Origin of the sequence: Flavobacterium chungangensis (assembly GCF_042654045.1) — a bacterium.
Taxonomy (GTDB): Bacteria; Bacteroidota; Bacteroidia; order Flavobacteriales; family Flavobacteriaceae; genus Flavobacterium; species Flavobacterium chungangensis.
Genome location: NZ_JBHSFY010000017.1, coordinates 28270 through 47603 on the forward strand (window position 1 = coordinate 28270; position 19334 = coordinate 47603).

Below are 19334 nucleotides of genomic sequence, written 5' to 3' on the forward strand. Positions count from 1 at the left end.
TTTTGACTATTATAATGAAAGGTTTAAAGTAAATGTGTATTGAGTTGTTACAGGAAAAGCAACTCCTCCAGAATTACGAAACTCAGGATCTTGTCCATTTAATCTTTTATCAGAATAAACTAACCAAGGATTTACCGCCGAGCCTTTTAATGTAAAAGTGCTCACACCGATTTTCTTTTTAAAATCAGCAGGAAATTCCCAGCTTAATGATATATTTTTTAATCTAACAAAATCTCCATCTGCAATACGAACATCAGAATAATTGTAAGTATTATAAGCTCTTGCCAAGGTACGGTCTCCGCCATAATTAGCATTTAAACGTCTGTCTGCAATAACTGGCACATTGGTATAATTTTCATCACCAGGATTAATCCAACGGTTTGTAAAGTCCTTTGTAAACACCGTTAAATCATCGTAAGTACTATCATACACAGGATTTAATCGAACTTTATTTCCTCCCGAACCTACAAAGAATATGTACAGAGACAAGTTTTTGTATGTGAATGTATTGGCAAAACCAAATGATTTATTAGGCTCGATTGAACCTTCATATTTCAAATATTTAGTAACATTTAAATTATCCTGAAAATTAGCATCTGTAATATTATTCTCTGCTCCGTCTTGCAATATAAACGTAGGAAGACCTTGGTTGTTTAAACCTGTAAATTGGTATGAGTATAATGAATTTCTTGGGTGTCCAACCGTATTTCCTCCGTTTGAATCAACTAAATCGAATGCCGTTGGCGTGTTCTGTAATTTTGTAATCTCTTGGTGATAAACAGAAAAATTAAGGTTTGTAGACCATTTAAAATCTTTACCATTAATATTTTTAGTTGTAATACCAACCTCCAAACCTTTAGTTTCCATATCGGCATTATTACCTTGTCTAATTCTTTGACCGCCAATACCAGAAGTAATTACATAATCTACAAGATCAAAAGCTTTACGACGGTAAACGTCTGTTGTAAGCTGTAATCTGTTATTAAACATTCCAAGATCAAGTCCGATATTAGTTTCAAACTGTTTTTCCCAAGTTAAATTTCCGTTTTGAAGCTCTTCAATTCTAATTCCAGATTCTCTATCATCAAGTCCGAAACGATCTGTAATGGCACTTTTGTAAATCGCCAAAGAGTTTGTTGCAGGTCCTGCAGTAGCTGTTAAACCATACGAAGCTCTTACTGCTAAAGTATTTACTGATTGCACATCTTTCATGAAGCTTTCTTCAGCCACATTCCATTTTCCACTAAAAGTATAAGTTGGCAGCCATCTTGACGAATCGCTATCTCCTTGTCTATTAGACCCATCATAACGTCCTGTAACAGAAGCTGTATAACGTCTATCATACGTATAACCTACTTTACCAAAGAAACCTACTGTTCTTTCTTTTTCTTCATTAAAACCGTAGTATGAATCTCCCGCATTAATTATTTTTTCAATAATTCTCGGATCTGTAAAAGCAGTTAAACCACGATCGTATTGCAAACCTGCAGCCGTAAATTGATCACTAGTTCTGTCAACAACTCTCATTTCAGTTCCAAACAAACCTTCTACTTCGTGCTTGTCGCTAAATATATTTCTGTAACTAACACTATTTCTTAAATTGTAAGACGTCATGTCGTTTGTAAACTTTCTTAAGAATCCTCCATTTGGCAAGACTGATTCTTTTGGAGCTGTTAAATCGTTTGGATCTTGGTATAAAAAGATATTCTGATCTCTAACCAATGTGTTTACCCCATCTTCTCCAATTGCTGTTCCTGCTCTGTATGCACCAACAACGTTTGAACCTTCTAAAATTTTATGCTCACGGCTTGTATTAGCATAACGAGCTGAACCTGTTAAATTATAAGTTAAATGCGGATTAATTTTATAATCTAAATCCAATTGAAAACGAATGTCTTTTACCTCAATTTCCATGAAGTTGTTAGCTAATTCGTTTACGATGTTCATTTTTGCCCAGTTATTTCGGTAGTATTCCAAATTTCCATTATCGTCATACGGACGTAAAGTTCTACTTGTATTCAACACATAATTAAAAGGATTGATATCAAAATCACGTGTTACTTTACCAAAAACAACATCTTTTTCACTTTCGTAACTTCCTGGAGCACCTTGATCTCTAATAGATGCCAATGTAGATAAGGTTATATTTAATTTATCATTAACATAAAAAGTACCTTTAATGTTACTAGAAATCTGTTTTACATCATCGGCAATAGTCCATCCTGGATCTGTATAGTAGCCCAATGAAGCATAAAATGTATTGTTTTTGCCTCCACCAGAAAAACTCAAAGAGTGATTTTGTGTAATGGACGGTCTAAATAAAACGCTGAACCAATCTGTATTGGCTTGTTCGTATTTCTTCAAAAAATTATTACGGCTAACAGGATCATTATTAACTAAATAAGTTCCAGTTTCAGGATTATAAGTATTTATAGCTCTTCCTAAAATATTGTAAGCGCCTCCATATCTTCCGTTTACAGTAGTTGGCAAGTCTAAATAACCTTTAGCTTCCATCTCTTTAAAAATACTCATAGATTCCTGAGAATTTAGAATATCAAATTGGCTATAATTTGGAACTGTTCTTACAGTCTGCTCCAATCCGTAGCTAATTTTTAATGGAGAATCTCTACGTCCTTGCTTTGTTGTTACAACGACAACTCCATTTAACGATCTTGAACCATAAATTGACGTAGCCGATGCATCTTTAAGAATTTCAATACTTTGAATATCGTTTGCACTTAAGCCTGCTACAGATGAACTTAATAATGTCTCTGAATTTCCAGATGCCAAATCAGCAAAAGACATATTGATAATATCTTCTTGGACAACACCATCAATAACCCATAATGGCTTTGTATCTCCAAAAATTGAAGAAGATCCACGAACGGTAATTTTAGGAGCTGTACCAAAAGTTCCTGTAACATTCTGTACCGTAACCCCAGCCGCTTTACCTTCGATCATTCGGCTTACGTCAACTACACCATCTATTTTTAATTCGGTGCCCGAAATTTTACTAATAGCACCAGTAAACGTTCTTTTTGAAGTTTTTTCGTATCCAGTGGTAACCACAACCTCTTTTAGGTTCTGACCCGCTTCGGTTAAAACAACTGTTGGAGAAGTATTGTCAATACCAATTTCTTTTGTCTCCATACCTACATAAGAAATAAGCAAACGGTCTACGTTTGCAGGCATTTCGATCGTAAAATTTCCATCAAAATCTGTTAAGACAGCTCTTTTTGTGCCTTTTGCCATTACAGTAGCACCAGGTAGCGGACTTCCTGATTGGTCTGTAACTTTTCCTTTAATAATGGGTCCAAAAGTCAAAATCTCAAACAAAGAATCATGATTGTTTCCATAAGAAAAAGTATTAATCGTATTCTTTTGAAGGACAATCTGATTGCTTACTTCTGAAAAAGTAATGTTAAAAGGAACCAATATTCTGCTAAGTACACTCGACAGAGTTTCTTGGTTTGCTTCTATACTAACCTTCTCTCCTAGTTGAGGAAGTCTTGAGTTATAGGAAAATTTTACATGAGCAGACTTTTCGATTTTTGATAAAGCATTGTCTAAAGTTAGATTATCAACTGTAATAGTAACTTTAGTATCTAATTTTTTCTGCCCATTTACATTATTTGCGAGAGTAACACTTGAAAACACAAGCGCTAACACAAACTGAAACAGCGTTATTTTCATGATTTGGTGAAGTAATCGTTGCTTGACAACAGGTTTTTTCATAATTTTGGTTTGTTTTGATTAATACTATTCGCGTGTATTTTAAGAAACATCATAAATTACCCTTTACAGAGAGTGATTTATTCAGATTTAAGTGTCGATAATGTTACAGCATTCTCGGCACTTTTTTTATGCATTCATTTTTTACATAGGCAATTACAAATTATTTTTTAGTTTTTGAATTAGTTAAAATTTTGGATTTTTTCTTTTTATTTTAATTGAATTAAGAATTCTAGTTACAGCCAGAAGTCGTAATTACAATCTGATTTCCATTCATTTCATAATTGGTATCATTGCCGATGCTTTTGCAGATTATTTTCAGCTTTTCGGCCAGCGGCTGATCGCTTAATGAAGTAGTTAATCGGCAGTCTTTTAATTTGTCGTGAGGAAAATCTATATCTACTAAATAAGCCTGCTCTATAGTTTCAAGTATTTGTGCCACAGGAATATCTGTAAACTCAAAACTTAATTGCTCGATATTTCGCACACTGCTCACTAAAATTGGATCTTGCGTAATATTGGTTATTTTATTAAAAACCAATTCCTTACGAGCAAATCGCAGTGCCTGATTTGGAAGCAGCACAATTTCTTTGTTTTCGTTACTTCGAACTAAATCATTCGATTTTACCTTTACTTTACCGGTGCGAACAAGAACTTCAACATTCTGCTGATCTGGATAAGCTTTTATTCTAAAGCTCGTTCCCACAACTCGAGTTACAATTTCATTAGCATAAACAAAAAAAGGCTTTTTAGGATTTTTACTAATTTCAAAGAAACCTTCGCCGGATAAATACACCTTTCTTTCGTTTCCGGTAAAGATTTTAGGGTAACTTAATTTACTATTGGGCTGTAATAAGACCGAACTTCCATCAGATAAAGTAATGGTTTGAGATTTTTCAGTATTGTTGGTTTGTTCTACTAAACCTTCATTGTTTTCTTGAACCAGTTCGTTGTAAGTAACTTCATTATCATTTGCGGTCAATTCAGTTCTAAAAAACCATACAGAAAAAATACCAACTAGAATAGCTGCAGCAACACCGCTAATCCAGTATCTCTGTACTTTTAATTTTTTTATTTTTGAGGTTTGCTGAGAAAGTTCTTCTCTTTGTTCAATCTTACGCCAAGTTTCCTGTAAGGCTTCATGAACTTCATTTGAAGATAAGTTAGATTCTGGAACTCGCATTGCCAGCAACACAAGCCTTGCATCTTCAACAAGTTTGGCTCTTTGAAGATTTTCGAGAGTCCATTCTTCCCAGCCTTGTTCATCAATCTTGGACAAAATCCATAATTGAAAAGATTCATCAGCTAGGAAGTCTTCTATTTCGGTATAATTGTTACGTTTTTGCATCTCACTATTAGGGTTACAAAAACATAGAGGACAGTTTTTTTATTATATACTCATCTATTTAAGATTTTTTTTTGATTTTCTCTTAAATTTTTAAAAAACCCCTGAAGATATAAGGATTAAAAGGGGAATACTACCTTTCCATTCTTTGCGAAGACTTAACAAACCACGATGCAAAAGATTGCTAGCCGATTGATAATTTACATCCAATAAATCAGCTATTTGATCTACACTTAGACCTTGGTGATAACGTAGATACAAGGCTTCTTTCTGGCGACCAGGAAGATCGTTCAACAATTTATTTAAATACAAAACACGCTCGGCTGTAACTTCATCTTCAACCAAACGGTTTTCTATAGAAAAGTCAAAAAGAAATTCTAAAACATCGGTCGTCGTTGTTTTTCTAAATACATGATCTCTTTCATGCAAACGCGCAATTCGCTTTCTAACACTAGAAAGCAAATAAGCCTTAACAATAACATTATCTTGAAGAGAGTCGCGATAAAGCCAGATATCAGCAAAAACATCTTGAATACAATCTTGCACTTTCTCTTCATACGGACAAAGTGAATTGCCGTAACTGATTAAGTCTCTATAATATTTTTCAAAAAGTAAAGAAAATGATTTCTCATTACCATTTTTCAAATTATTCCATAGAATAAAATCGTCTAAAACTTTGTTCTTTAAAATTTGGCTCATACAAAAAAGCTTTGGGGCGTAAAATCAAATTATTTAAAATCAATTTGTTTAAATAACAGATTAATTACAGGGATTAAATTGTATACTAAATTTGATTTTTTTCTAGAATTAAAACTAACCTATAAAAACGCTTAATTAACAAAAATTAAACAAGTATTTTACATGCCAACTCATTTTAAGACCTAAAAAAAGAATCAAATTTTAACATTATTTTTTGTTTTTGTTTGATAAATATAGAAAAGTCAATAATCAAAACCCAACTTATTACAAAAAAAGATAAACTTTTTCCAAAATCATCAGAATTTACCTTTTGTTTTTGATTAAACTTAAATTTACTATAATTTAAATTTAAATTAACTAAAATAGATTCAGCTATTAAAATTTTAAGCTCTCAAAACATTTCGCCACGATTTTATAAAATATAGTACACTTATAAAAACTGAAACTTTATCCTACAAAAAAAAGCCTTACTGTTTTCAGTAAGGCTTTTCTTCTATAAATTTTGTATTGCTTAAAAAGCCACATTCCATCTTGGCAATTTACCATTTGCCTCTAAGAAATTTTGCAAAACTTGCCCTTCTACAGCAGTTGGAATCGCTTTTACATCTCCAGCAAAAGTTTCGTACCAAACTACTTCTAATGCTTCGATGTTTTCTAATTTCATTTGCGCTGGCCAAGAATATTTTCTTCCAGTTTTAGCAAATTGGTGTCCGTTTACGATTTTGTCATAAAGTCCGCCATTTTTACTTTTTAAAGTCCCGTCATTCTGAACAGTTCCTGTAGAACCAACCATGATCAATTCTTTTTCATCACCTTCAACAGCATAAACAACAAAGATTCCTGCACTTCCTTCTGGCGCGTTGCAAGCTTCTTCTAAACTATCATTTACAGTAAAAACAAAACTGTTTGTTGACTTAAATTTTTCTAATTCTTTGTACATATTTCTTTTTTAAGCTTCTAAGATACTGAGGTTCTATGATGCTAAGTTTTTTTCATTTACGCCTCAGCCTTTAAAATGTAAAAAAGTCTCAACAGGATATTGAGACTTTTTTTTTGGAATTTTTTATTTTGAAACTTGAAAATTATCCAAGTACTTCTTTTACTTTTTTACCAATTTCCGCTGGTGAATCAACAACGTGAATTCCGTTGTCTCTCATAATTTGTTTTTTAGCTGCAGCTGTATCATCAGAACCTCCAACGATTGCACCTGCGTGACCCATTGTTCTACCAGCAGGAGCAGTTTCTCCAGCGATAAATCCAATAACTGGTTTACGGTTACCATCAGCTTTTACCCATCTTGCAGCATCAGCTTCAAGTTGACCACCGATTTCTCCAATCATGATGATAGCTTCAGTTTCTGGATCGTTCATTAATAATTCAACAGCTTCTTTAGTTGTAGTTCCAATAATTGGATCTCCACCAATTCCGATAGCTGTAGTGATTCCTAAACCTTGTTTTACAACCTGGTCAGCAGCCTCATAAGTTAAAGTTCCTGATTTAGAAACGATACCAACTGTTCCTTTTTTGAAAACGAAACCTGGCATAATACCAACTTTAGCTTCACCTGGAGTAATTACACCTGGACAGTTAGGACCAATTAATCTTGAATTTCTTTCTTTAACATAATTATTTGCTTTAATCATATCTGCTACAGGAATTCCTTCTGTAATAGCAATAATTACTTTAATTCCAGCATCAGCAGCTTCCATAATTGCATCAGCAGCAAAAGCTGGCGGAACAAAAATGATAGAAGTATCAGCACCAGCTTGGTCAACAGCATCTTTTACTGTATTAAAAACTGGACGATCTAAATGGCTAGTACCACCTTTTCCTGGAGTAACACCTCCAACAACATTAGTACCGTACTCAATCATTTGAGAAGCATGGAAAGTACCTTCGCTTCCTGTAAATCCCTGAACAATTATTTTGGAATCTTTATTAACTAAAACACTCATGATATATATTTTATGTAGTTTTTAAATTTGTGTTGCAAAAATAAGGTTTTGTAATGTATTTTGCTTCTTTTATTGTCAAAAAAATATTAAGAAAATTGACTCATTTGATAACCTCTATAAAGTTTATCATCTTTTATCTGCCAAATGGTTGCAAAATGCGCTAAAAGCATTTCTTCTCTCGGATTCTCGATTGTTTTTACAAAATGAGAGTAACGTACTGATACTAAATCATCTTCGCTAATAATGTGGCTAATTCTAACCTTAGAGCGCACATAGGCACGGCTAAGTTCATTGGCCATTTCAACTATCGAATCATAATCCATTTGAATAAAACCTTTACTGCTGTTCCATTCAAGAATAACATCAGGATGCAGATAAGTTTTTAAAATTTCGCTATCAATTAAGGCATCTGACTTGTAAAATTTCTGAACAAATTCTTTAATAGACATAATTACTTCAACTTATTTAAAATTTCAGGAATCTTCTTAATATTGGCTAATTGTTTCAATTTTTCTCTAGACTCTTCAATTGGAGTACCAAAATACGATTTTCCACCTTCAACTGACTTAGTTACACCTGTCTGCCCCATTACAACGGCTTTTGCACCAATTGTAATGCCACTAGTTGTTCCTACTTGTCCCCATAAAGTTACTTCGTCTTCAATAATCACACAACCAGCAATACCAGTCTGTGAAGCAATTAGACATTTTTTACCAATTACAGTATCATGTCCAACATGCACTTGATTGTCTAGTTTTGATCCTGCACCAATTGTTGTATCTCCAGTAACACCTTTATCTATAGTACATAAAGCACCAATACCAACGTTATCTTCAATAACAACTCTTCCTCCAGAAACCAACTGATCAAAGCCTTCTGGACGTTTCTTATAGTAAAAAGCATCGGCTCCTAAAATAGTTCCCGCATGTATGATTACATTATCTCCAATTACAGTATGATCGTAAATAGAAACATTAGAATGTATTAGACAGTTTTTTCCAATTTTCACATTGTTCCCAACAAATGAATTTGGCTGAATTATGGTTCCCTCTCCTATTTCTGCAGATGCTGCAATAGCAACATTAGCAAACTGAAAAGGCTTAAAATGTCTGGTAAGGATATTAAAATCTCTAAAAGGGTCCTCTGAGATTAAAAGGGCTTTACCTTCTGGGCATTCTACTTCTTTGTTTATCAAAACAATGGTCGCAGCCGATTGTAAAGCTTTATCATAGTATTTTGGATGGTCCACAAAAACAATATCTCCAGGCTGTACAACGTGTATCTCGTTCATGCCTAAAACTTGAAAGTCTTTGTCTCCAATAAATTTGCAGTTAAGCAAATTGGCAATTTCTTGTAAAGAATGACTCTTTGGAAATTTCATATAGTATAATTAGAAAACTTGTAAATTAGAAAATGAGTCAATTAGAATGTGAATATACAAAATTATGTCGATTCACAGATTATCTAATTGACTCATTGTCAAATTATCTTAATTAAAATTACTATTCTTTAACACGCTCCATGTAAGAACCTGAAGCTGTATCAATTTTAATTTTATCGCCTTCGTTGATAAACAAAGGAACGTTTATGTTTGCTCCAGTTTCTACTGTAGCATTTTTTGTAGCATTTGTAGCAGTATTTCCTTTTACTCCTGGCTCAGCATAAGTAACTTCAAGAATTACAGATGCAGGCATATCTACTGATAATGGCAAATCTGTTTCTGTGTTGATTTGCACCATAACGTTTGTTCCTTCTTTTAACAAATCTGGAGCATCCAAAATGTTTTTGTTTAAAGAAATCTGCTCAAACGTTTCAGCATTCATAAAATGAAATTCATCACCTTCTGGGTATAAATATTGAAATGTATGTGTTTCAACACGAATAACGTCAATTTTGTGACCTGCTGAAAAAGTATTGTCCAATACTTTACCAGAAGTTAAACTTTTCAATTTTGTTCTTACGAAAGCTGGACCTTTTCCAGGTTTTACGTGAAGAAATTCAATGATTTTATAGATATCGTGATTAAATTTAATGCACAATCCATTTCTAATATCTGATGTAGATGCCATTTGTTTTTTTATTTTAGATTTTAGAATGTAGATTTTAGATTCTAGACAAAGAATCAATCTTCATTTTTTTTTATTTTTTATTTTTCATTATAGCTTAGAAATCTAAAATCAGAAATCTAAACTCTAAAATTAATAGTTACCCGAGTAACCTTTCATAATTCCTCGAGAAGAATTTCTAATAAAATCTAGAATTTCATCTCTTTCTGGAGTCGCTTCCATTTCAGCCTCAATAATACTTAAAGCTTGAGTTGTATTGTAATTCTTTTGGTATAAAATTCTATAGATTTCCTGAATTTCTCTAATCTTTTCAGTAGTAAAACCTCTTCTTCTTAAACCAACAGAATTGATTCCAACATAAGACAACGGCTCTTTTGCCGCTTTTGTAAATGGAGGAACGTCTTTTCTAACCAATGATCCACCAGAAATCATGGCATGATCTCCAATATGGATAAACTGGTGAATTGCAGCTAAACCTCCAATAACAGCATGGTTACCAACCACTACGTGTCCAGCTAATGCAACACCATTTACAATAATTGCATTATTTCCGATCTCACAATCGTGCGCGATGTGAGCATAAGCCATTACTAAACAATTATTACCAATTACAGTCTGACCAGAAGCAATTGTTCCTCTATTTATAGTTACACATTCTCTAATTGTACAATTATCACCGATAATAGCAAGAGAATCTTCACCTCCAAATTTTAAATCTTGTGGCACTGCAGAAATTACAGCTCCTGGAAAAATATTACAGTTTTTTCCAATTCGAGCACCTTCCATAATGGTCACGTTTGAACCAATCCAAGTACCATCACCAATAACAACATTATTGTGAATTGTTGTAAATGGCTCTATTACAACATTTTTAGCGATTTTCGCGCCTGGATGAACATATGCTAATGGTTGATTCATCTGTATGTTTTATATTTTTAATTAAAATATTCTAATTTGAAGCAACAAACCTAAACAATAAATTTGATAATTTATTATTGTTTTCTTGCTATTTGTGCCATTAATTCTGCCTCAGTTACTAATTTTCCATTTGCGTAAGCGTTAGCCTGCATATGGCAAATTCCTCTTCTGATAGGAGAAATTAACTCGCACTTGAAAATTAAAGTGTCTCCTGGCAACACTTTGTGCTTAAATTTAACATTGTCAATTTTCATGAAATATGTTAAGTAATTTTCAGGATCTGGAACAGTGCTTAATACTAATATTCCACCTGTTTGTGCCATTGCTTCTACAATTAATACACCTGGCATAACTGGAGCTTCTGGGAAGTGACCTACGAAGAAATTCTCATTCATAGTAACATTTTTCAATCCTACTACATGACGATCAGACATTTCAATAATTCTGTCGATTAACAAGAATGGTGGTCTGTGAGGTAGCATAGACATGATTTTATGAATATCCATCAAGGGTTCTTGATGCAAATCATAAGTAGGAACATGATTTCTCTGCTCTATTTTGATAATTTTTGCTAATTTCTTTGCAAATTGAGTATTTACAAAATGCCCTGGCTTGTTAGCAATAATTTTTCCTTGAATACGAACTCCAATAAGAGACAAATCTCCAATTACATCAAGAAGTTTATGTCTTGCTGCTTCGTTTGGATAATGTAAAGTCAAGTTGTCTAAAACACCATTTGGTTTAACCGAAATCTCGTCTTTACCAAATGCTTTCTTTAAATTCTCCATTGTAGATTCAGAGATTTCTTTGTCTACATATACAATTGCATTGTTTAAATCTCCACCTTTAATAAGTCCGTGCTCTAACAAAGACTCTAATTCGTGTAAGAAACTAAAAGTTCTTGAGCTTGCAATTTCAGATTTAAAATCTGTTAAACTTTTAAGAGTAGCATTTTGAGTACCTAAAACTTTAGTGCCAAAATCTACCATAGTAGTAACCTGATATTCGTCGCTTGGCATAACCAAAATTTCGCTTCCTGTTGCTTCGTCTGTAAAAGAGATAACTTCTTTTACTACGTAAACATTACGTTGTGCGTCTTGTTCTTCGATTCCAGCTTTTTCAATAGCTTCAACAAAATATTTTGATGAACCATCCATAATTGGAAGTTCAGAGGCATTCAATTCAATAATAATATTATCCAAATCACATCCAACTACTGCAGCTAAAACATGTTCTGGTGTTTGAATTTTTACACCAAGTTTCTCAAGATTTGTTCCTCTTTGAGTATTAACAACATAATTAGCATCAGCTTCAATTACTGGTTGACCTTGCAAATCTACTCTTACAAAAGTGAAACCATTATTAACGGGTGCAGGCTTAAAAGTCATTGTAACTTCTTTTCCAGTGTGTAAACCAACTCCTGTTAGCGAAATTTCATTTTTGATGGTCTTCTGTTTAACCATTATTTCCATTTTTTGGGTTTATTATTTGTTTCTTTAATTCTTCAACTTCAGCCACAATTTTAGGCAGATTCTTAAAATGAACGTACGATTTATTAAAATCTGTATATCCAAGAGATGGAGTTCCTTGTAGAACTTCATCATCTTTAATGTTTCTAGCTACACCCGATTGCGCTTGAAGCCTAACATTATTTCCTATTGTTAAATGACCTGCAATACCTACCTGCCCTCCAATCATACAATTCTCTCCAATTTTTGTAGAACCAGCAACGCCACTTTGAGCGGCTATCACGGTATTTTTTCCAATTTCTACATTGTGAGCAATCATAATCTGATTGTCTAACTTAACTCCTTTTCTAATTATTGTAGAACCTAGAGTTGCTCTATCTATTGTTGTATTAGCACCAATATCTACATTATCTTCAATAATAACGTTCCCAATTTGAGGAACTTTACTATATTCACCGTTTTCATTTGGAGCAAAACCAAAACCATCAGCACCAATTATAACGCCAGAATGAATTGTGCAATTGTTTCCAATTACAGTTTCTGAATAGATTTTTGCACCAGCAAAGATGAATACGTTGTCGCCAATAGTAACATTGTCGCCAATAAAACTATTTGGATATATTTTTACATTATTACCTAAAACTACATTTTGTCCAATATAACCAAAACTTCCTAAATACAGATTTTCTCCATATTTGGTTCCTTCAGACATAAATGACTGTGGTTCGATTCCTGTTTTGTTTAATTTTACCTGATTATAAAAATGCAAAAGTTTAGAAAACGCCGCATAAGCATCTTCCACTTTAATTAGTGTAGTTGTAATTTCTTGTTCCGGAATAAAGCTATCATTAACAATTGTTACCGTCGCTTTTGTAGTATATATATAATTGATATACTTTGGGTTAGCCAAAAAAGTAAGCGATCCTTCGTCTCCTTCTTCGATTTTAGAAAGCTTAGAAACTTCTGCATTGGGATTTCCAACAACTTCTCCTTCTAAAATTCCTGCTATTTGTTCTGCTGTAAATTTCATCGCGACAAAAATATAAAAAATAGGTTTTAAATGTTAATTTTATATAAGTTGTTTTGGAAAACAGATATAATATTTTGTCACCAATTTAGATAACGATTTCAAATTCAGCTGGTCAGAAGCTTCAACAACATCTTCAATTGTTTTATCTTTTTTCAAAATACGAATAGGTTCTGCTTCTTTACTGTACGCTTGGTTTTTTATTTTTCCTCTAAAAATGAAATATCCTGCATCTACTGCCGAAATTTGATGTGCTTCTGCAAACTCTTCTTTTAAAGACTGAGATTCTTCCATCGGAATTTTTTCTGCACTAAGCTTAATTTTCAATAAATCTCTGTTAATAATCATTTTACTTAAGGTAGAAAGTATAAAATCATTATGTCTCTGCCAAGCTTTCAACGCGCTAATAATATCAAAATCATCTAATTGTGAAAACAAATCCAAATTTTCGGCATCAAAATCTTCTAGTGTAATTTTATTTTGCATGAAATACATCAGAGGCTCACTGCAAGGCAATTTAACTCCTTTTAAAGTCAGTTCTTTCGCTCTCTTCAGAACTTTCATTAAAATTAACTCAGCTACTAAACTGGTTTTGTGCAAATAAGCCTGCCAATACATCAATCTCCTAGAAAGCAAGAATTTTTCTACAGAATAAATTCCTTTTTCTTCAATTACCAAAACATCGTTTTCAACATTCATCATCTGAATCAATCGTTCAGAATTTACATTCCCTTCAGCTACACCTGTATAAAAACTATCTCGCTTTAAGTAATCCATTCGATCCATATCCAACTGACTTGAAATCAATTGCAACATGAATTTTCTATGGTATTCTCCTTTAAAAACCTGAATTGCCAAACTTAATCTTCCGTCAAATTCTTCATTCAACTGATTCATAAACAATAACGAAATTGCTTCGTGATGCACATCTTCTACAATACTTTTTTCCATAGCATGCGAAAATGGCCCATGCCCAATATCGTGAAGCAAAATTGCTATTAAAAGTGCATTTTCTTCTTCTTCAGAAATCACAACATCTTTAAAACGAAGCGTATCAATTGCTTTCTTCATCAAATGCATACATCCTAATGCGTGATGAAAACGAGTATGATTTGCTCCAGGATACACTAAATACGATAATCCCATCTGCGAAATACGTCGAAGACGCTGAAAGTAAGGATGCTGAATTAAGTCGTAAACTAGTTCGTTCGGAATCGTAATGAAACCATATATAGGGTCGTTGAATATTTTTAATTTATTGATCTGAGTCACAGTCCAGTTATTTTTTTGGTCAACAAATATAAGTAAATAAGTATAAAGAGTTTGGTGTTTTTTATTTAAAAATCGCACTTTAAATTACCATGATTATCAATAAAATACATTTAAAAATGTTAAAATTCAAAATAAAATCATACTTCAACTTTGGTAATTTTATACTATTTTTAATACTTTTTAAGTTCTATAACTTTAAATTGCAGTAAAATTAAATTGATTTATGGATAAGATAAAAATACTTTGGGTCGACGATGAAATCGATCTTTTAAAGCCTCACATATTATTTCTAGAAAAAAAGAATTACGAAGTCACTACTTGCAATAACGGATTAGACGCGATTGCCTTGTTTGAAGAAGATAATTTTGATATTGTTTTTCTAGACGAAAACATGCCTGGAATGAGCGGATTGGAAACGCTTTCTGAAATGAAAGAAAAAAAATCAGCCATTCCGATGATTATGATCACCAAGAGTGAGGAAGAATATATAATGGAAGAAGCCATTGGTTCTAAAATTGCAGATTATTTGATTAAACCCGTAAATCCGAATCAGATTCTATTGAGTTTGAAGAAAAATTTGGATGATTCGAGATTAATTACAGAAAAAACAACTTTAGATTACCAGAAGGAATTCAGAAAAATTTCAATGGAATTGGCAATGGTTAATTCTTATGAAGACTGGATTGAATTGTATAAAAAATTGCTTTTTTGGGAATTAAAACTAGAAGACATCAACGATACAGCGATGATCGAAATTTTAGAATCTCAAAAAGTAGAAGCCAATTCGCAATTCGGAAAATTTATTGAACGAAATTATGAAGATTGGTTTGCTCCAAAAGCAGATAAACCGATACAATCTAACACCTTATTTAAAGAACTTGTTGTTCCTGAACTTAAAAAGAAAGACAAGCCCATTCTGTTTGTTGTAATAGACAATTTAAGATACGATCAATGGAAATCTTTCGAATCTGTCATTTCAAATTATTACAAATTAGAAAAAGAAGTACCTTACTACTCTATTCTTCCAACAGCTACGCAATATGCGCGAAATTCAATTTTTTCAGGTTTAATGCCTTTAGAAATGGAAAAACAGTTTCCTGAATATTGGAAAAATGATGTTGAAGACGGCGGAAAAAACCTTTACGAAGCAGAATTTTTATCGGCTCAATTAAAGCGCTTAGGTTTAAATATTAAAGAGGATTATTTTAAAATCACCAATTATGCGGGCGGAAAAAAGTTAGCAGAAAACTTTAAAGCTTTAAAAGGAAACGACTTAGTAACCGTGGTTTACAATTTTGTTGATATGCTTTCGCACGCTAAAACCGAAATGGAAGTAGTAAAAGAATTGGCTTCAGATGACAAAGCGTATCGCTCTCTAACTTTAAGTTGGTTTAAAAATTCTCCTTTGTTAGAAATTATTCAGCAGGCACAGCTTTTAGGCTTCAAACTAATCTTAACGACAGACCACGGAACAATTAATGTAAAAAATCCGTCGAAAGTTGTGGGAGATAAAAATACAAGTCTAAATTTGCGTTATAAAACAGGACGTAGTTTAACTTACGAACAAAAAGATGTTTATGTAGTAAAAGAGCCTAAAACCATTGGTTTACCTGCCATAAACATGAGTAGTTCTTTTATTTTTGCCAAAAATGATTTTTTCTTGGCCTATGTAAACAACTATAATCATTATGTGAGTTATTACAAAAACACGTATCAGCATGGCGGAATTTCTTTAGAAGAAATGATTATTCCGTTTTTGGTTTTTAATCCGAAATAAAAAAAGTTTGCAGTCGCAGTTTTCAGTCGCAGTCTGGAAACACAGATTAAAAAAATCCTCGAAAATCTTTTTAATCTGTGGCAAAAAAAATAATTTCGCTTTCGCGGAAGACCATTAAAAGTTTTCAGACTGAGACTGAAAACTGCGACTGAGACTTATATATAAATAAAAATAAAAATGAACATCGTTTTTTCATTAGATCAAATTCAAGAAGTTGCAGAGCAGATTATTGCTTCAAATCCTAAAAAAATCATTCTTTTTAATGGCGAAATGGGAGTGGGAAAAACAACTTTAATCAAACAGTTGTGTAAAAGCTTAGGTGTTAAGGATGCTACCAGCAGTCCTACTTTTTCTCTTGTAAATGAATATCAAACTTCTAATAATCAAACCGTTTATCATTTTGATTTCTACAGATTAAACAAAGAAACCGAAGCACTAGATATGGGAATTGATGATTATTTATACTCTGGAAATTGGTGTTTTATTGAATGGTCTGAAAAAATTGCGAGTCTCCTTCCTGAAGATACTTCAACTATAACAATTGAGTTATTAGCAGATGGAAAAAGGGAATTAAAATTAGCTTAACATCAATCCTCACTATTAGCAGAATTTTTGCACTAATTTTAAAACTTTTTACGTAATTTGTACCCTTAATTTTTTGCATTATCCATGTCAATCACATTAACTCCATTTACAAAACAACAATTAATACCACAGGAAGAAAAACTTGAGGTAGGTCGTTTTAAAAGAGAACTTTTTATAGGAATTCCTAAAGAAACAAGTTATCAGGAACGTCGTATCTGTCTTACGCCAGATGCAGTCACTTCCTTAACTTACGAAGGTCATCGCGTTATGATCGAATCTGGAGCGGGAGAAAGTTCGAGTTATACAGATAAAGAATATGCAGATGCAGGTGCAGAAATCACAAAAGATACTAAAAGAGTTTTTGGCTGTCCGTTTCTATTAAAGGTAGAACCTCCTACTTTAGCAGAAATCGAAATGATTAATCCTGAAACAGTTATCATTTCTGCTATTCAGCTTAAAACTAAAAAGAAAGAATACTTCGAAGCGCTAGCGCAAAAAAAGATTACAGCTTTAGCTTTTGAATATATTAAAGATGAAGATGGATCTTATCCTGCAGTAAAATCTTTAAGCGAAATTGCAGGAACAGCTTCAATCCTTATTGCAGCTGAGCTAATGATTACTAACGAATTTGGAAAAGGCCTTTTGTTTGGAAACATTACAGGAGTCCCTCCTACTGAAGTTGTTATTTTAGGAGCTGGAACAGTTGGTGAATTTGCTGCAAAAACCGCTATTGGACTTGGTGCAAACGTAAAGGTTTTTGATAATTCTATTACAAAACTACGTCGCCTTCAAAACAATTTAAATCAAAGAATTTTTACTTCGACTATTCAGCAAAAAGGTTTATTAAAAGCCTTAAGACGTTGTGATGTAGCAATTGGCGCTATGCGCGGAAAAGAAAGATGTCCGATTGTTGTTAATGAAACAATGGTTGAGCACATGAAAAAAGGCGCTGTAATTGTTGATGTCAGCATCGATACTGGCGGTTGCTTTGAAACTTCAGAAGTTACAACTCACGAAAAACCTACATTTATAAAAAGTAACGTTTTACATTATTGCGTGCCTAATATACCTTCACGTTATTCTAAAACGGCCTCATTATCAATAAGTAATATTTTAACTCCTTATCTGCATCAGATAGCTGAAGATGGTGGTATCGAAAGCGCAATTCGTTGCAACAAAGGTCTTAAAAACGGAATTTATCTGTATCACGGAATTCTAACCAATAAAGCAATTGGTGATTGGTTTGATTTACCTGATAACGATATTAATTTACTTGTATTCTAAAGGAACTTTAGTGTACCTTTGCAAAAAATTTATTTCATGAAGTTCGCATACCGTTTTGCATATTATCTGATTGGTCTCGTAATGGGATGTTTTATTGTATCAGGATTTTTTATTGGAAAAGACACTCGTTGTAATTATTTCCCAAATGCTCGAGTTTTAAACAACCTTAGAACAAAACCTTTTCAATATTCTCCAAAAGCCGTTCAGACTTTAAGCGAAAAATGGGTTGATACAGCAGATGTCAAAAATACATTAACTTATGGAGATGTAGATTTTGATAAAAGTAATGTTCCGTTTAATAAAGGAAAACTTTATATCATTGAAGGAAAAACAGTAAAAAATCAGGAGATTATTCTAAAAGTAGTTAATTATGAAAATAAAGCTGTTTTAGAAGAAATTGTAAAAAAATAAAAAGAAAGCCTGTTAAATAGACTGCACCCAAAAGTTTAGACAAATTTATAATTAAGTTTGATAATAATGAGCTCGATATTTTATCGGGCTCATTTTGTTTAAATTTAATTTAATTCTTTCGTTATTGTAATATGTTATGTACTTATTAATTTCTTTTTTTAATTGTTCTATTGACTTGAATTTTTGGGTATAAAACATTTCCAGATTTAATATTCCAAAAAAGTTTTCAATAATTGCATTATCTAAGCAGTTTCCTTTTCTTGACATGCTTTGTTTGATTCCTTTTTGTTTTAATAAATCTTGGTAATGTCTCATTTGATATTGCCAGCCTTGGTTTGTCTGATTTACGTTTTCTGCCTTTATCACTCATTGCTGGTCTGCCTCTTTGTTTTGGTTGTAATTCTACTAGTCCAAAGTTAGCAAAATCTTTTTTCCATTTTAAAAATATGGAAATATCGGGAATATTAAATCTTAAATTAGCCTGCATTAAAGGAAGAGATTCCTTTTCTATGCTTTTGAGCACTTTCAGCTTAAATTTTGCTGAATAGGTTTGATTTATTCTTGGCAATAAACCAATTTCGCCATATGTCTTATAAAAACTCACCCACTTTCGAATATTCCATCTTGAAGTCTGCTTCAATTTTGAAACTTATTCAGCTGGATAGTGCTTCTTTAAAACCAATTCTACACATTCTAACTTAAATGCATAGTCATACTTTACTTTTCTTTCCATAAAAAATGCCCCAAATAGTGTCTAACTTTTTGGGGCATGTTCAAAAAAATAACAGGCTTTC

The 19334-nt window shown here is 32.7% G+C and carries 17 protein-coding genes and 1 pseudogene; 4 read left to right on the forward strand and 14 right to left on the reverse strand.

From position 1 onward, the window contains the following. Positions 1-9 precede the first annotated feature (9 nt). The 12 genes from ACFO3N_RS21675 to ACFO3N_RS21730 all read right to left on the reverse strand — a co-directional run bounded on the left by ACFO3N_RS21675 (position 10) and on the right by ACFO3N_RS21730 (position 14483). Positions 10-3735, reverse strand: coding sequence for a SusC/RagA family TonB-linked outer membrane protein (locus ACFO3N_RS21675; protein ID WP_379800962.1), 3726 nt, complete (start codon positions 3733-3735; stop codon positions 10-12). A gap of 229 nt (positions 3736-3964) precedes the next feature. Further along, positions 3965-5080 (reverse strand): FecR family protein, encoded by a 1116-nt coding sequence (locus tag ACFO3N_RS21680; protein WP_379800963.1) that lies wholly within the window; start codon positions 5078-5080, stop codon positions 3965-3967. Between the two features lie 90 nt (positions 5081-5170). Further along, positions 5171-5776, reverse strand: coding sequence for an RNA polymerase sigma factor (locus ACFO3N_RS21685; protein ID WP_320493586.1), 606 nt, complete (start codon positions 5774-5776; stop codon positions 5171-5173). A 511-nt stretch (positions 5777-6287) separates the two neighbouring features. After that, positions 6288-6716 carry a hypothetical protein gene (locus ACFO3N_RS21690; RefSeq protein ID WP_379800964.1) on the reverse strand — a complete coding sequence of 143 codons (429 nt, stop codon included), beginning with the start codon at positions 6714-6716 and terminating at the stop codon, positions 6288-6290. Positions 6717-6858: 142 nt separating this feature from the next. Beyond that, the gene (gene sucD, locus ACFO3N_RS21695) at positions 6859-7731 is read right to left on the reverse strand and encodes a succinate--CoA ligase subunit alpha (protein ID WP_057118027.1); all 873 of its coding nucleotides are present in this window, start codon (positions 7729-7731) and stop codon (positions 6859-6861) included. Between the two features lie 86 nt (positions 7732-7817). After that, positions 7818-8180, reverse strand: coding sequence for a nuclear transport factor 2 family protein (locus tag ACFO3N_RS21700; RefSeq protein ID WP_379800965.1), 363 nt, complete (start codon positions 8178-8180; stop codon positions 7818-7820). 2 nt (positions 8181-8182) lie between these two features. After that, complete coding sequence (locus ACFO3N_RS21705; protein WP_379800966.1) at positions 8183-9112, reverse strand: UDP-3-O-(3-hydroxymyristoyl)glucosamine N-acyltransferase; 930 nt, start codon at positions 9110-9112, stop codon at positions 8183-8185. Between the two features lie 121 nt (positions 9113-9233). Beyond that, complete coding sequence (gene efp, locus ACFO3N_RS21710) at positions 9234-9800, reverse strand: elongation factor P (RefSeq protein WP_095929274.1); 567 nt, start codon at positions 9798-9800, stop codon at positions 9234-9236. A 129-nt stretch (positions 9801-9929) separates the two neighbouring features. Further along, entirely contained in the window at positions 9930-10715 is a 786-nt protein-coding gene (gene lpxA / locus ACFO3N_RS21715; protein WP_091497682.1) for an acyl-ACP--UDP-N-acetylglucosamine O-acyltransferase, read from the reverse strand. A 74-nt stretch (positions 10716-10789) separates the two neighbouring features. Further along, the gene (locus ACFO3N_RS21720; protein WP_379800967.1) at positions 10790-12178 is read right to left on the reverse strand and encodes a bifunctional UDP-3-O-[3-hydroxymyristoyl] N-acetylglucosamine deacetylase/3-hydroxyacyl-ACP dehydratase; all 1389 of its coding nucleotides are present in this window, start codon (positions 12176-12178) and stop codon (positions 10790-10792) included. Beyond that, positions 12171-13214, reverse strand: coding sequence for a UDP-3-O-(3-hydroxymyristoyl)glucosamine N-acyltransferase (gene lpxD / locus ACFO3N_RS21725; RefSeq protein WP_095929273.1), 1044 nt, complete (start codon positions 13212-13214; stop codon positions 12171-12173). The genes ACFO3N_RS21720 and lpxD overlap by 8 nt, the downstream gene beginning before the upstream one ends. Before the next feature lie 39 nt (positions 13215-13253). Continuing rightward, a complete protein-coding gene (locus tag ACFO3N_RS21730; RefSeq protein WP_250836081.1) occupies positions 13254-14483 on the reverse strand; it encodes an HD domain-containing protein in 1230 nt (409 codons plus the stop codon). Between the two features lie 223 nt (positions 14484-14706). Between ACFO3N_RS21730 and porX the strand changes: the two genes are divergently transcribed. From porX to ACFO3N_RS21750, 4 genes are all read left to right on the forward strand, one after another. Beyond that, the gene (gene porX / locus ACFO3N_RS21735) at positions 14707-16260 is read left to right on the forward strand and encodes a T9SS response regulator signal transducer PorX (RefSeq protein ID WP_095929271.1); all 1554 of its coding nucleotides are present in this window, start codon (positions 14707-14709) and stop codon (positions 16258-16260) included. Between the two features lie 177 nt (positions 16261-16437). After that, positions 16438-16845 (forward strand): tRNA (adenosine(37)-N6)-threonylcarbamoyltransferase complex ATPase subunit type 1 TsaE, encoded by a 408-nt coding sequence (tsaE, locus tag ACFO3N_RS21740; protein WP_379800968.1) that lies wholly within the window; start codon positions 16438-16440, stop codon positions 16843-16845. A gap of 84 nt (positions 16846-16929) precedes the next feature. Next, positions 16930-18129 carry an alanine dehydrogenase gene (locus ACFO3N_RS21745; RefSeq protein ID WP_095929269.1) on the forward strand — a complete coding sequence of 400 codons (1200 nt, stop codon included), beginning with the start codon at positions 16930-16932 and terminating at the stop codon, positions 18127-18129. Between the two features lie 36 nt (positions 18130-18165). Continuing rightward, the gene (locus ACFO3N_RS21750; protein WP_379800969.1) at positions 18166-18540 is read left to right on the forward strand and encodes a DUF4258 domain-containing protein; all 375 of its coding nucleotides are present in this window, start codon (positions 18166-18168) and stop codon (positions 18538-18540) included. A gap of 51 nt (positions 18541-18591) precedes the next feature. Here ACFO3N_RS21750 and ACFO3N_RS21755 read toward each other — a convergent pair. Both ACFO3N_RS21755 and ACFO3N_RS21760 read right to left on the reverse strand, forming a co-directional pair. Further along, a pseudogene (locus ACFO3N_RS21755) lies at positions 18592-18879 on the reverse strand (transposase); the annotation flags it as partial. Continuing rightward, a complete protein-coding gene (locus ACFO3N_RS21760) occupies positions 18779-19180 on the reverse strand; it encodes a hypothetical protein (RefSeq protein ID WP_379801024.1) in 402 nt (133 codons plus the stop codon). The pseudogene ACFO3N_RS21755 and the gene ACFO3N_RS21760, both read right to left, overlap by 101 nt. Positions 19181-19334: the final 154 nt, after the last annotated feature.

What these genes read in the sequence shown, in the direction of transcription:
- ACFO3N_RS21675 (WP_379800962.1), bottom strand. Translation starts at nt 3,735, where the DNA reads ATGAAAAAACCTGTTGTCAAGCAACGATTACTTCACCAAATCATGAAA.
- ACFO3N_RS21680 (WP_379800963.1), bottom strand. Translation starts at nt 5,080, where the DNA reads ATGCAAAAACGTAACAATTATACCGAAATAGAAGACTTCCTAGCTGAT.
- ACFO3N_RS21685 (WP_320493586.1), bottom strand. Translation starts at nt 5,776, where the DNA reads ATGAGCCAAATTTTAAAGAACAAAGTTTTAGACGATTTTATTCTATGG.
- ACFO3N_RS21690 (WP_379800964.1), bottom strand. Translation starts at nt 6,716, where the DNA reads ATGTACAAAGAATTAGAAAAATTTAAGTCAACAAACAGTTTTGTTTTT.
- sucD (WP_057118027.1), bottom strand. Translation starts at nt 7,731, where the DNA reads ATGAGTGTTTTAGTTAATAAAGATTCCAAAATAATTGTTCAGGGATTT.
- ACFO3N_RS21700 (WP_379800965.1), bottom strand. Translation starts at nt 8,180, where the DNA reads ATGTCTATTAAAGAATTTGTTCAGAAATTTTACAAGTCAGATGCCTTA.
- ACFO3N_RS21705 (WP_379800966.1), bottom strand. Translation starts at nt 9,112, where the DNA reads ATGAAATTTCCAAAGAGTCATTCTTTACAAGAAATTGCCAATTTGCTT.
- efp (WP_095929274.1), bottom strand. Translation starts at nt 9,800, where the DNA reads ATGGCATCTACATCAGATATTAGAAATGGATTGTGCATTAAATTTAAT.
- lpxA (WP_091497682.1), bottom strand. Translation starts at nt 10,715, where the DNA reads ATGAATCAACCATTAGCATATGTTCATCCAGGCGCGAAAATCGCTAAA.
- ACFO3N_RS21720 (WP_379800967.1), bottom strand. Translation starts at nt 12,178, where the DNA reads ATGGTTAAACAGAAGACCATCAAAAATGAAATTTCGCTAACAGGAGTT.
- lpxD (WP_095929273.1), bottom strand. Translation starts at nt 13,214, where the DNA reads ATGAAATTTACAGCAGAACAAATAGCAGGAATTTTAGAAGGAGAAGTT.
- porX (WP_095929271.1), top strand. Translation starts at nt 14,707, where the DNA reads ATGGATAAGATAAAAATACTTTGGGTCGACGATGAAATCGATCTTTTA.
- tsaE (WP_379800968.1), top strand. Translation starts at nt 16,438, where the DNA reads ATGAACATCGTTTTTTCATTAGATCAAATTCAAGAAGTTGCAGAGCAG.
- ACFO3N_RS21745 (WP_095929269.1), top strand. Translation starts at nt 16,930, where the DNA reads ATGTCAATCACATTAACTCCATTTACAAAACAACAATTAATACCACAG.
- ACFO3N_RS21750 (WP_379800969.1), top strand. Translation starts at nt 18,166, where the DNA reads ATGAAGTTCGCATACCGTTTTGCATATTATCTGATTGGTCTCGTAATG.